Source organism: Polaromonas sp. (assembly GCF_030680935.1).
In the GTDB taxonomy this organism is placed as follows: domain Bacteria; phylum Pseudomonadota; class Gammaproteobacteria; order Burkholderiales; family Burkholderiaceae_C; genus Polaromonas.
In genome coordinates, this window is the sequence record NZ_JAUXUP010000012.1 from 1 (window position 1) to 12,995 (window position 12,995).

Consider the following 12,995-nt stretch of genomic DNA (forward strand, 5'->3'; position numbering starts at 1 on the left):
GCCCAAAATCGACAATGCTTTTCCGTATCGCAGCCAGGTCGCGCACGTCGCCGTATTCGAGCCAGCTCTCGATGCAGTTGATGTCGGAGGCTTTGATGGTCGCGCCGACTCTCTTGAGGCGCGCATACATCGCATCGCCCAACATGCCGCCACAGCCTGCTACATAAACACGGGTTCCAGTTTCAATCTTCAAGGAGCTCACCTTTTTCAGAAATATCGGGGTTTAGCGGGTTCAAGCTATTCGCCAAACAGGGCCAAATAGGTTGGCACTTGCGAACGCACGGAGTAACGTGAATCTATATATTCACGGGCCGCCCGGCCCATGACCTCAAGCTGGCCCGGGTTATCGAGCAGGGACGAAAGCGCCTCGACCCAGGATCCCTTGTCATTGTCCACGACGAGGCCCGTCCTGCCGTGCAGTACGACCTCATGACCCGACCCGGTAGACGACACCACCGGCGCCGCCGCAACGCCGGAGTATTGAATGGCCTTGAACCCGACCTTGCCCTGCTCCCACTCACCCTGAGGCACAGGCATGATGCCTATGTCCATGCCTGCAAGATCCTCGATCTCTGACGCAAGCGCCCATTTGATGAAGCGGTAGTTTTTCAGCTCGGGAAACTTCGGGTCCACGTCGCAGATGACCCTGAACTCGAAATCGTAGCGCGATTGCAACTCAGTGAGCGCTTCGCGAACCAGCTCAAGGTAGCCCATGGTCGATTGCGTCCCGGTCCAGCCGATGACGGCGCGGCGAGTGGCAAGCGGCGCCTTCGCGATGGGCTTGTGATAATCCAGGTCTATGGTCGTCGGCAGCAACACCGCGTGTTCGTTGTACTGCTTGACCCAGTTGACGAGATAGTTGTTGCAAACCGCCACCTTCAGACTGTGCCGTGTGATGAAACGGATCTTCGACGACCATTTTGCGAATCCCACGATGCGATTGACCTTCGAAGTCTTGCTGATGAAAATCGCATCATCGAAGTCGAAAATCACCCGACGACGCAGCACAAACAAAATGGCTTCGATAAACGGCGGCCCCAAGGGAGTAGCCTCGCGATGGATGAAAATGTAATCGTAGCCAAACACGCGCGGCAGGATCAACAGCCGGCGCACGAAGCCAGAAATGACGCCCAACACCCTTTGGGCCATGTGGCCCGGCTTGTAAAGGATGCGCATCGTGACCATGTCCAGGAACGGGCGCACATCAATGTCAATTCCGCGCTCGCGCAGGGCCTGGAGGTATTGCTCAAAGCGAAAACGCTGGCTCGGACTGATCCCCAGGGGATAAGGACAGAGGATGAGGACTTTCGGATTCATGGGTTCAGGACTGTGACGAAACGGGGCGGTCATTCCTGATCGAAAATACGTTTTCGCCCAGATAGACAAAATCACGGTCCAGTTGAGAAATCGTCTTGAGGAAGTTGGCGGATGTACGCTGCCCGGGAAACAGCCAGTCGTGCATTTCGATGATCAGCACCGGGAATTCGTCGATCCAGTCGGTATTGCCCGAAAACAACTCCGACTCGAACCCTTCAATATCGATCTTGACGATGAACGGAAAATGACCCGCGGCTCGCGGGTGGCGCGCCAGAATTTCAGGCACCGTCACCCCGGAAATGCCGCCTTCAGCGCCTTCCTCGACCGTCGTTGTCGTAAACGCATTCTTTTCGGCACTCGGGTCGGTCAAGGCGAGCCTGGATGGCTTGCTGGCAATGCCGGCGAGCAGCGCTTCGAACTGCTCGTTGTTACCAAAATTCTCCCGCAAAACCCTGAAGTTGTCTTCACTCGGTTCAACCGCGACGATCTTGGAGTTCGGCCAGATATGGTGAAAATACACGCTCGACAAACCAATGTTGGCACCCAGATCCAGAATCAGCGGCACACCCTCGGCGGAGTATTTGGCGTAGAGCGCTTCAAATTCAGGATAACGTTTGAGTGCCTTGAGGTTGTAGTCCTCATGGATGAATATCTGGTCGAAAGTGAACCAGTCTGACGTTGCCGAGCGCAGGAATATATTGGATTGACCATCGTTCAGACGGTTAGCAAGCGTGAGGCGATCCATCCCGTCCCGCACACCCAATTTTTTGTAGCTGAACGTGTCAGGGTACGCCCTGACGATCTTGGCATTGATCGTTGAAAGCAGGAAGCCGTTCAATAGTTGAACGATTTTTCGCGGTGTCGGAATCCAGTTCATCATCATTATTCGAGACTCAAATATTCAGCACGACGCAAAGCCTAGCCCTTTTGCTCGGGCGTGGCCTGGTTTGTTATCCAGTCCGAGAACTGGGCGATATTGACGACACCCGGCAACGGCTGGAGACTGTTCCACTGAATTTCTGCTGTACTCTTCCTTGAAGACGAGATTATCGTTGCGAAACGGCGCCAGCTGGCCTTGTCGAAAAAAGAAAGCAGCAGTCCACCCCAGTCGCGCAGGGACAGCAGCCGCAGGTTCGCCAAAAAATCAGCCACGCTAAGTACGCCGAGTTTCTTCTGCATGTACCAGGCAAAAACCTGCCGCCGGACATAACCACCGCGATCAATCTCGACGTCCGCGAGCTTCGCACCCAGGTTTCTCTTCAGCAGGTTAAGCCACATGTGCATGCCATTGGTGAGGTCGCTACCGGGGAGCATCCCGGGAAATTCGGGGTCGATGCCGAGATAAGCCAGGCCGCTTTTGTGTTTGCTGCTATAGAAATAGTGCCCGAAAGACTTCGGGGAAACCCCCACGACGAGAAGCTTTTCGGGGCTGAATATCCATTTGTCCGCCGTCAACAGCAGCGAGTTGAGTGCGTAGTGGTCGGGAAACGGAGGGTGAAACTGCGGAAGCTTGTCGCGACGGACCAGCGTGGTCTGCATGTTCAACGGGATACGCACCTTGAAGCGGAACATGTCGCGCACAATGGAAAACCGTTGGTCGAGCGACATCACGCCCTCACGAGTCAGGTCGGGCCCGAAATTGAAATGGGCGCGGCTGTAAAACCCGTGCTCGTTCTGGCCGATTGAATTCGGCGCCACATAGGAATAACCGTTGTGCAGAACGCAGTCGGGTTGCCCGTACTGGTCAACGATCTGCGCCATCCTGGTGAAGTACCCGGGAAGCAGCAGATCATCGTCGCCCATCATCATGATGTAGTCGCCCGACGCCGCGAACAGCGCATTGTTCCAGTTGTCGGTGACTGAAATCAGCGTCTCGAGCCGCAGGATCTTCACACGCGGGTCGTCAGCATACTGCGCAATGATCTCGGGCGTTCTGTCGGTATTGGCGTTGTCCGAAATGATCAATTCCAGGTCGTCATAACCCTGCCCGAGAATCGAATGGATGCAGTTTTCGAGGTAGGGTCCGCCATTGCGGGTAGGAAGCAGTACCGAGAATTTCATTTTTAATTCAATTTTCCAAAATCTTCTTGCGAACCAGCATCGATCCTGATCCACTGGCCCAGTTCATGGCTGAAGCGTCTCACCGGTTTCGCTGGTACCCCAGCCACGACCGTGTAGGCCGGTACCGAGCGCGTCACGACGCTGTTGGCCCCGACCACCGAATGATCTCCCAGCGAAACGTTTCCGGCAACAAAGGCGCCGTAACCAACCCAGGCTCCCCGCCCTATGGATACCTTGCCCGGCAACAGGGGTTGCTGCAGAATGCCAAGGTTGGTGTCCCGATAGTCGTGGTGCGAGTCAGCGATGTACACATTGTCCCCGATTGTCACGTCATGACTGATCTCGATGCGGTTGATGCAGGACAGCGTGCAGCCGAAGCCAATACTGACATTGTCGCCAATGTCGATCTGGGGATCGAAAACCTGGGACCCGTAAGCTTTGAGCGCTAGCAGGCGGGTGTTTCTGCTGATGCGAGAGCGATCGCCGAGGCTCACGCGATCCAGGCCCACGGACTGGATGAAGGGACTCACGAATGTCCCCACGCCCATGCGTTGGAAAAGCATCCGGTACAACCATCCATAAGGTATTGCCAAGAGCCGCTCAAAGCGAACCCTTTCGAACAGGAAGGCAACAAAGGAGGTCATCGGTCGGACACGCGTTTGATCATGTTACTCAGGTCAGCCCGCAAAGCGTCTGAAAGAAAAAACCAAGCAGCAGCCACGTACAGCGCCACGCCCAAAGCCAGCGAGACCAGGGTCTGCCAGCCGGGCTGGACGGCCATAGCAAGGATTTTCGCACTTCCGAACGCACCAACTCCGGCAAGCACGAAAGGCAAGAAGTTGGCGCGCAGCCACATCCCCATCCCCTGCTTCAAGACTCTCGCCTGAACCACGGGCAATAGCGTAAACAGGTAATAGGCGTTCAGGCCGGCGTAAGCCGCGGCAGCGCCGCTGATGCCGTATTGGTGAGCCAACCAGTAAAGCGCCGGAAGGTACAACACCAGGGCCAGCAAGTTGATTTTTAGCGGCAAGCCGGGTTGACCACAAGCCACTGCCGCCATGTACGCATTCGAGACCATGGCATTGAAGAAAAAGCCCAAGGCCAGCCACGCCATGGTCAGCGCCGCCTCGTCGGCGACCCTCGCGTTGATCCAGAGCTGGAGGACTTCGTGGCCGAAAAAAACCAGCGCGAAACAGGGCAGCGCCACGACGAGACCCATGAGCTGGCTGGCCTTGCCATAGCGCGACAGCAGGTCGGCATGCTGGCCGGTGCTGAACGAATGCGAGAAGGCCGGAAAAGAAGCGCTGTTGATAGCGCTTTGTACCAGGGAGATGGCAATGGAGGCGTTGTAAGCGATCGAATAATAGCCCAAGGCTTCAAGACTCAGGAACTTGGTGACGGCCAGACGGTCGGCCTGACTCAGCACCAACGCCGTGAGTGCGATGAGATTCATGGCTGCAGAATACTTCCAGATGTCCTTGAACGAGGCTAGCGAAAAACGGGGCCAAAGCCGCAAAGTCGGCAGAAGGCGATAGGTGAAGATCGCATAGACCAGAAGCTCCACGGCAGAACTGATCGCGAACCACACAAGAAATGCCACAAGGTCCGGGACGAAAAAGAGAACAACCACCCCGCCGCCAAGACGCAGCGTCTGCACACTCGCCTTGATCATGTTCAGGACATCCATGCGCTGCAGGCCACTGATCACCCCGGTATAAAACGCGACCGGCCAGCGCAGGCCCAAATAAACGGCAATGATCTGTATGCCCAGCGTGACGGTCGCTGTGTCGAGACGCGTGCGGCTCAACCAGAAGGCTGCCACCGTCGTCGAGTTCCACCACAACAGCACGGCGATGAGCAGCGCAATGATCCAGTACACGCTCGAGGCCGTATTCACGGCATGGGAACTTGCACTGCGCCTATCGCTGTGATCGGATGACACAACCTTCGTCACTGTCGCCGAGATGCCGAGGTCGAGAGTACCCAGAAGTACCTGCAGGATCGTGATGAGTCCGACAAAACCGAAGGCCTCGACGCCCAGGAAATGCACCTGAATCGGGGTGACGGCAAGCGTCAGTATCCCGAGCCACGCGCTGCCCAGAAAGTTGAAGATGATGTTGGACTTGAGTTTGGACAAGGCAGGATGCCCGGATTTATCGCAGCGTCGCGCGCGGCTGGGCTCGCCACCACGCAATCGTATCGTCCAGCCCCCTGTCAAGATCGAACTTTGGGGTCCACCCGGTAAGCGCGAGTTTGCTGGTTTCGGCCACCAAAAGCGCGGGCTCCGTGCCCCGGACAGACACCGACGGCAAGCGTACGCGGTCAACCGCACCGAGCTTTTGTCCGATGGCAGTAACAATATCGCCCAATGCCACGCCATGGCCGGATCCGATATTGACGGGTCCTGCGAGCTCGCACTCGAGGAGCGCGACAAATGCCGATGCGACGTCTTCCGCATGCAGGTAATCCCGGACCAGGCCGGGATTGCCGCAAGTTGCCGTGTTCCCGTCCATCAAGCTGGAAATCGTTGAGGCCATCAGGCGCTGCGGGTGTTCATGGGGGCCATAGAGTGAAAAAACACGTCCCCAGGCACTCGATAGCCCGGTCTGCCGCGACCAGGCGGCCAACTGCAGTTGCAGCGCATGCTTGGAACTGCCGTAAAGCGTCCCAGGCACCAGCGGCGTCGTCGCCTCAGCACAAATGCCACCACCATGCCAATCATACTCAGCACAGGTCCCGGCTGCGACGAGCCGCTTGCCGCCAATCGCAGTGAAGGCCTGGATCATGGCCAAGCTGGCGCGCAGCCAGTCAAAATTTTCAAGTGCTGTCCAGTATTTCCCAGGCTGGGTGCACCAGGCCAGATGCAGCAAGTGCGTCGCGCCTATGCGGCGCACCAGCCCCGCGGCTTCTCCGTCGGCCAACAGGTCAGCGCCGTGCCACGTTACCCCAGGCGGCGCGTCGCGCATGGCCGACGAAACTGCGTGGACTTCGTAACCTTTGGCGTGCAACTGCGCAACACAATGGCGGCCGATGAATCCGCTTGCGCCAGTGACCAGAACTTTCATCAGAATATGCGCAAGGCCGGGACGGCTGCGACGAACTTGCCGCCCCACTCCCGAACGAACTCATTGGCCTTGACCACTTCATCGGCGATGTTCCACGGCAGGATTACGACGTAATCAGGCTTGCGCTCGCGCAGTTCTTTCGGGGCCAGAATCGGGATATGGCTACCCGGCATGAACTTGTCCTGCTTCGATGCGGCCGCATCACAGACGAACGACACCAGATCAGGCTTGACTCCCGCGTAATTCATCAGGGTATTGCCTTTGGCGGCAGCGCCGTAGGCGGCTACCATCTTGCCCGCCAGATTGGCTTCAATGAGGAATGCCAGCAGATTGTTCTTGACCTTGTCCGCTTCGCGCTGGAAACGCTGGTAAGTCGCCAGGTCCTGCAGGCCACTTGCAATTTCCTCGGCAAGTATGCGAGCCACCGCAGCGCCGTCGATGCGGGCGTCATCGGAATGGCAACCATAGACGCGGAGGCTACCGCCGTGTGTCGTGATCTGCTCGACGTCGCAAACCCTCAGTCCGGCCCGCGCAAAGATCGCCTTGACAGACTGCAGCGACAGGTAGGAATAGTGCTCGTGGTAAACGGTGTCGAACTGGTTAAGGCGCATCAGGCTCATGAGGTGCGGGAACTCGAGCGTGATGGTTCCGCCGGGCTTCAGCGCGGTCTTCATGCCTGCCGTGAAATCGTTGATATCAGGCACATGCGCATAAACGTTGTTGCCAATAATGAGGTCGGCCTGTCTGCCCGACTTCACGAGCTTGCCAGCAAAGTCCTGGCCAAAAAACTCGCGGGCCACCGGGATGCCGGCGGCTTCCGCCACCGCAGCCGTGCTGTCTGTGGGCTCAACGCCGAGGCACGGCACGCCGCTGGCGACAAAATTCTTGAGCAGGTAGCCATCGTTCGACGCCACTTCGATGACGAAACTGTCAGCGCCCAGCCCCAGGCGCGTCGTGATCATCTCAACATAGGCTCGCGCATGCGCGAGCCACGTGGTGGATACCGATGAAAAGTATGCGTAATCCTTCGTAAAAAGCTCGTCCGAGCGTGAGTAGTCTTCGGTCTGGACGAGCCAGCACTGGTCGCACACGAATAGCTTTAGCGGGAAGTACTGCTCCGGAGCCTGAAGATCGGCCGCGCTCAGGTAAGCGTTTGAAGGCGGAGCGAAGCCGAGGTCCAGGAAGACATGTTTGAGGGGGGTGTTGCAGTGACGGCAATTCATACTGTAATACTCTGGAAGTTTTTATCTATGAGCGGATGCTCTTTATCACGTTCGGACAGGTCAGCCACCGGCAGCGGCCATGGAATGTTCAGCGCCGGATCATCAAAACGCAGGCCGCCTTCGGCCGAAGGCGTGTAGCTGGCGGTGTGCAGATACAGCAATTCGGAGTCCGGTTCGAGCACCTGGAAGCCGTGCGCGCAGCCTTCAGGAATCACGAGCATCAGGGCATTGGCGGCCGACAGCTCCTGGGCATGCCATTGCAGAAAAGTTGGTGACCCCTTGCGCAGGTCCACGGCAACATCCCAGACACAACCCCTGAGGCACCGCACCATCTTCATCTCCGCATGGGGCGGGCGCTGAAAATGCAGCCCCCTCACCGCACCGACCGCGGTCGTCCGGGAGAGGTTGATCTGCTCGATGCGCCGGCCACCAGCGGCCTCACCCAGCTCGCGCTCACAGAAAAGCCGCAAAAATGCGCCGCGGCTGTCCTGGAAAGCGTTGGTTTCCGCAATAAAAACACCGACAAGGGCGGTTGGAAGAAGTTTCACGCTAGACCGCCCAGCCGATATTCTTTGCCTTGGCCGCCGCAACATAATCGGCCAGCTGCTGCCGGCTGATCACGTCACCTTTTTCGCCATAAGCGCGGTACCAGCTGGCCGTCTGCCTGAGGCCTTCGTCGAGCCCCCAAACCGGCAACCACCGCAACAAGGTGCGAGCTTTGGTGCTGTCCAGTTGGAGCAGGCTTGCTTCGTGCGGCTGGGGAGCCCCGGTCACATGCCAACGCAGCTCACCCCAGCTTTGAGTCAGCTTTGAGAGGACAGCCGAAACCGGCTGATTGCCTGATTCATCCGGGCCGAAATTCCACGCTTCGGCGTACTCGGGTTGCCGCTCCAGCAAGCGCTGGCCAAGCAGCAGGTAACCAGACAAGGATTCGAGAACATGCTGCCATGGCCGCGTGGCCTGCGGCGAGCGGATCTCGACTGATTCGCCACACGAACTGGCGCGCACCAAGTCGGGAATGAGACGGTCTTGCGACCAGTCTCCGCCGCCGATGACGTTGCCAGCGCGAGCTGTCGCCAGGAGAGGCGAGTTTTCGCCGCTGAAATAGGATTTACGGTAGCTGGCCGCAACAAGTTCGGCGCCTGCCTTTGACGCCGAGTAGGGGTCGTGACCACCAAGGCGGTCGTTTTCGCGGTAGCCCCACAACCATTCCTGATTCTCATAACATTTGTCCGTCGTCACCACGACGATGGCTCTGACATTCCCTGCCTGGCGACAGGCCTCCAGCACATGAGCCGTACCCTGCACGTTGGTTGCCCAGGTGGTCAGAGGGTCGGTATAAGAACGCCGCACGAGCGCTTGCGCTGCCAAGTGAAACACAATATCAGGTTGCACCTGCGCGACCATCTTTTGTACGACCGCGTAATCACGGATATCAAGTTGACGTTCTTCAACGTCCAACTTGAGCAGATTCCAATGGCTAGGTTGGGTATCGGGCGGCAACGCCAGACCAACCACCTCGGCACCAAGCTGCTGAAGCCATAGGGCCAGCCAGCTGCCTTTGAAACCGGTATGACCAGTGAGCAGAACCTTTCGCCCGCGAAACGCACCACCAAAGTGGCTCACTTCCAGGCCTTCCATGGCGCGCTGCCGGAATTCCAGAGTTCTTCCAAGTGCATCTTGTCGCGCAGCGTATCCATCGGTTGCCAGAAACCCCGGTGCATGAAAGGTGCCAACTGCCCCATCGCCGACAAGCCTTCGAGCGGCTCGCGCTCCCACACAGTCGTGTCGTCCTTGATGAAGTCGAACACCTTCGGCGACAAGACAAAATAACCGCCATTGATCCATCCGCCTTCGCCAGCCGGCTTTTCCATAAAGCCCGTCACACGAAATTCTTCCATAGCCAGTGAACCGAAACGCCCCGGCGGCTGCACTGCAGTAACAGTCGCAAGGACTTTCTGCTCTCGATGAAATCGGATGGATTCGGTGATATTGACATCCGCCACGCCATCGCCATAGGTAAAGCAAAAGTCCTCGCCATCCAGATAATCCTTGACTCGTTTGAGTCTGCCACCCGTCATGGTTTGCTCACCCGTGTCGATAAGAGTGACCTTCCAGGGTTCACCATATTTTTGATGCACATGCATCTGGTTACTGGCCATATCAAAAGTGACGTCCGAGCTATGCAGGAAATAGTTGGCAAAATACTCCTTGATAACGTACCCTTTATACCCACAACAAATCACGAAATCATTCACCCCATGAGCCGAATAGATTTTCATGATGTGCCAGAGAATCGGTTTGCCACCAATTTCAACCATGGGTTTGGGACGAGAACCGGTTTCTTCCGAGATTCTCGTACCAAGCCCCCCCGCAAGAATTACAGCTTTCATGATGGTTTTCCGACTATTCGAGTGTTAAACACCGTAAATCCGCGAGATGGCTCATCTTCTTCTCCAAAAAATTGCTCGATTTTGGGATTGTAGAAGACCTATTAACTTATTCTAAATCTGACAGTGAGCATCGAGCGCCGTGCCCGGGATGAACTTCGCATTTTTTCGATGCCCGCGGCTATGCATCCGGCCACTGGCCTGTAGGTTTTTTAATCCGCCAAACTTTTGTATCGTGACCAAGCCAAATCTCTCAGCGCCCATTGCAACAGTAAAAGTCATACGACCAGAGCCTTTCGCCATCTCTGACGGGCGTGTCCAATAAATGAGGTTCTCTTTGAAACGCATACTTGATTTGACGCTTGCCGCCTGTTCTGCAGTGGTGTTCTTGCCACTTCTTGTCATCGTTATGGTCCTGGTACGCTCAACCTCAAAGGGACCGGCCTTGTATTGGTCTGCCAGGGTGGGCAGACACAACCAGCTTTTCAGCATGCCCAAGTTTCGAAGCATGCACGTAGGAACTCCGGCGGTTGCCACGCATTTACTGCCTGATCCTGCTGCCCATCTCACGCCCATAGGTTCGTTTCTGCGCAAAAGCAGCCTTGACGAGCTTCCTCAACTCTGGAACATTCTCGCTGGCGACATGAGCTTCGTGGGACCCCGTCCGGCACTCTTCAACCAGACGGACCTGATCGAACTGCGGACGCGGCTTGGGGTTCACGAGCTGGTTCCGGGCCTGACCGGCTGGGCCCAGGTCAATGGCCGCGATGAATTGCCCATACCCGACAAAGTTGCCCTTGACGCAGAATATCTGCGAATGCAGTCGACTTGGTTTGACCTGAAGATAATGTGGATGACGGCTCAGAAGGTTTTGCGGCGAGACGGCGTAACGCATTAAATATCCGGCTCAGGCCCTGCACGACGCGCAAACCAGACTTGCTCCCTTATTGTTGACCCATGCTGAAAAACACACTCCTCAAACAATCCCGACCTGTCAAGCAAGCCGTAGCGCTTCTGGCTGACGCGCTGATGGGTGTGCTGGCAGTATGGGCTGCTTTTTCGTTGCGGCTGGACGTTTTGCATTGGCCCGAAGGGGCCCAATGGTGGCCCTATCTCGTGGCGCCCCTGCTGGCAGCCCCGATCTTCATACGCAACGGCCTATACCGCGCAGTGTTCAGATACAGCGGTATCGCCGCCATACGGGCGCTCGGACTATCGGTTTTGCTTTACGCGGTACTTTTCTTCGGTGTGCTGCTCTTCATGAAGTGGTTTGAGGTACCCCGATCGATCGGGGTGCTCCAGCCCATTCTGCTGCTGCTTCTGGTAGGTGGAAGCCGCATCGCTGCCCGTCTGTGGCTGAACAGCCTGTCGCGTAGCCAGAGCAGAGGGCTGGCAGTGAGCCGGCTGATCATCTACGGGGCGGGCTCGGCCGGCATCCAGATGGCCAATGCCATTGCAGGCTCGCATGAATTCAGGCTGGTCGGTTTTGTCGATGACAGCCCCGCACTCAGAGGGTTGACCATCAACGGTGTACGTGTGCACGCCCCGTCTGAGCTTTCTGCAATGCTGGAGAAATATGGCGCTACTGACCTGCTTCTCGCGCTACCCTCTGCCAGCCGCGCACGCCGCAACGAGATACTTAATGAATTGCAGCCCCTGCCGGTTCATGTGCGATCCATTCCTGGCCTGAGCGATCTGGCGCACGGCCGCATTGCGCTGGCAGACCTGATGGAGCTGGATGTTGAGGATCTGCTGGGGCGCGACCCTGTTGCACCGAATCGCGCGCTTCTGGCCCACAATCTCGCAGGAAAAGTGGTGCTCGTCACGGGCGCAGCCGGCAGCATTGGCAGTGAACTGTGCCGCCAAATTCTCGCAGAAGGTCCTGGCAGGCTGATCCTCGTCGAGCACAGCGAATATGGCCTCTACACCATTCATCAGGAGCTCCAGCTTCTATTGGCGACGCTGGTTGAACGCGGGAATGTCGTAACCGACATCGTCCCCCTGCTTGCAAATGTTCAGGACCACACGCGCATGCTGCAGATTTGCCGGGCCTACCACCCCGACACCTTGTATCACGCAGCCGCTTACAAACATGTGCCGCTGGTAGAGCACAACCCGACGGAGGGCGTGGCCAACAACGTCCTCGGTACGCTGAGCACGGCGCGCGCCGCGATCGAGTCGGGTGTGAGTCATTTTGTGCTGGTTTCCACGGACAAGGCTGTCCGGCCCACCAATGTCATGGGCGCGAGCAAACGTCTGGCGGAGCTGGTTTTGCAGGCTTTGTCGGCCACGCCCGTGGTCAGCTTCATGACGCAGGAAGGAAGCGCCAGTCCACCGGTCAATAACCTGACACGCTTCGCGATGGTGCGTTTTGGCAATGTCCTTGGTAGCAGCGGAAGCGTGGTGCCCCTGTTCCGGCGCCAGATTCGAGCCGGTGGCCCAATTACCTTGACCCACCCCGACGTCACGAGATACTTCATGACGATCCCGGAAGCAGCGCAGCTTGTGCTGCAGGCGGGTGCCATGGCGGAAGGCGGCGAGGTCTTTGTGCTCGACATGGGCCAACCCGTAAGAATCATCGACCTAGCCTACCGAATGGTCAAATTGTCAGGGCTTGCGGTCAAGGACGAAAAATGTCCAGATGGGGACATTGCAATCGAGGTCTCCGGCCTGAGGCCGGGGGAAAAATTGTACGAAGAGCTCCTCATCGGAGACAACCCGGAACAAACCGTTCACCCCCGGATACTGAAAGCCCGGGAAGATTTCGTACCTTGGCGTGCGCTTCAGAATGATTTGCAGGCGCTTCAATTGGCAGTCGCCAACAACGACTCCTCAGCCCTGCGGGAAATTCTGCTCAATCGGGTCAGCGGCTTCAAGCCTGATGCGGAAAACGCTGATTTAATGATCAAGGCAGCAGCCTGAGCCCCCTCGGAACAACC

At 57.3% G+C, this 12,995-nt stretch carries 14 protein-coding genes; 2 read left to right on the forward strand and 12 right to left on the reverse strand.

Translation table 11 applies throughout. The features are described from left to right. The 12 genes from Q8L50_RS03765 to Q8L50_RS03820 form a co-directional block, all read right to left on the reverse strand. Positions 1-193, reverse strand: a 193-nt coding sequence (locus tag Q8L50_RS03765; RefSeq protein ID WP_305347319.1) for a hypothetical protein, incomplete at its 3' end; no start/stop codon positions are given. A 44-nt stretch (positions 194-237) separates the two neighbouring features. Continuing rightward, positions 238-1,317: a glycosyltransferase family 4 protein gene (locus tag Q8L50_RS03770; protein ID WP_305347320.1), complete on the reverse strand. Its 1,080-nt coding sequence runs from the start codon at positions 1,315-1,317 to the stop codon at positions 238-240. A gap of 4 nt (positions 1,318-1,321) precedes the next feature. Next, positions 1,322-2,200: an FkbM family methyltransferase gene (locus Q8L50_RS03775; RefSeq protein WP_305347321.1), complete on the reverse strand. Its 879-nt coding sequence runs from the start codon at positions 2,198-2,200 to the stop codon at positions 1,322-1,324. A gap of 35 nt (positions 2,201-2,235) precedes the next feature. Next, a complete protein-coding gene (locus Q8L50_RS03780) occupies positions 2,236-3,378 on the reverse strand; it encodes a glycosyltransferase family A protein (protein ID WP_305347322.1) in 1,143 nt (380 codons plus the stop codon). 2 nt (positions 3,379-3,380) lie between these two features. Continuing rightward, positions 3,381-4,022 carry a DapH/DapD/GlmU-related protein gene (locus tag Q8L50_RS03785; protein ID WP_305347323.1) on the reverse strand — a complete coding sequence of 214 codons (642 nt, stop codon included), beginning with the start codon at positions 4,020-4,022 and terminating at the stop codon, positions 3,381-3,383. After that, positions 4,019-5,515, reverse strand: a complete 1,497-nt coding sequence (locus Q8L50_RS03790) for an oligosaccharide flippase family protein (protein ID WP_305347324.1) — start codon at positions 5,513-5,515, stop codon at positions 4,019-4,021. The genes Q8L50_RS03785 and Q8L50_RS03790 overlap by 4 nt, the downstream gene beginning before the upstream one ends. 16 nt (positions 5,516-5,531) lie before the next feature. Next, positions 5,532-6,443 (reverse strand): NAD(P)-dependent oxidoreductase, encoded by a 912-nt coding sequence (locus Q8L50_RS03795; protein ID WP_305347325.1) that lies wholly within the window; start codon positions 6,441-6,443, stop codon positions 5,532-5,534. Then, entirely contained in the window at positions 6,443-7,666 is a 1,224-nt protein-coding gene (locus tag Q8L50_RS03800; RefSeq protein ID WP_305347326.1) for a class I SAM-dependent methyltransferase, read from the reverse strand. The genes Q8L50_RS03795 and Q8L50_RS03800 overlap by 1 nt, the downstream gene beginning before the upstream one ends. Next, complete coding sequence (locus Q8L50_RS03805) at positions 7,663-8,214, reverse strand: dTDP-4-dehydrorhamnose 3,5-epimerase family protein (protein WP_305347327.1); 552 nt, start codon at positions 8,212-8,214, stop codon at positions 7,663-7,665. Before Q8L50_RS03805 ends, Q8L50_RS03800 begins: the two co-directional genes overlap by 4 nt. A 1-nt stretch (position 8,215) precedes the next feature. Further along, the gene (rfbG, locus tag Q8L50_RS03810) at positions 8,216-9,307 is read right to left on the reverse strand and encodes a CDP-glucose 4,6-dehydratase (protein WP_305347328.1); all 1,092 of its coding nucleotides are present in this window, start codon (positions 9,305-9,307) and stop codon (positions 8,216-8,218) included. Then, the gene (gene rfbF / locus Q8L50_RS03815) at positions 9,289-10,059 is read right to left on the reverse strand and encodes a glucose-1-phosphate cytidylyltransferase (protein ID WP_305347329.1); all 771 of its coding nucleotides are present in this window, start codon (positions 10,057-10,059) and stop codon (positions 9,289-9,291) included. Before rfbF ends, rfbG begins: the two co-directional genes overlap by 19 nt. 111 nt (positions 10,060-10,170) lie before the next feature. Further along, complete coding sequence (locus Q8L50_RS03820) at positions 10,171-10,548, reverse strand: hypothetical protein (protein WP_305347382.1); 378 nt, start codon at positions 10,546-10,548, stop codon at positions 10,171-10,173. Between Q8L50_RS03820 and Q8L50_RS03825 the strand changes: the two genes are divergently transcribed. Then, positions 10,439-10,954 (forward strand): sugar transferase, encoded by a 516-nt coding sequence (locus Q8L50_RS03825; protein ID WP_305347379.1) that lies wholly within the window; start codon positions 10,439-10,441, stop codon positions 10,952-10,954. The genes Q8L50_RS03820 and Q8L50_RS03825 overlap by 110 nt on opposite strands. 59 nt (positions 10,955-11,013) lie before the next feature. After that, positions 11,014-12,978, forward strand: coding sequence for a polysaccharide biosynthesis protein (locus Q8L50_RS03830; protein ID WP_370869745.1), 1,965 nt, complete (start codon positions 11,014-11,016; stop codon positions 12,976-12,978). Positions 12,979-12,995: the final 17 nt, after the last annotated feature.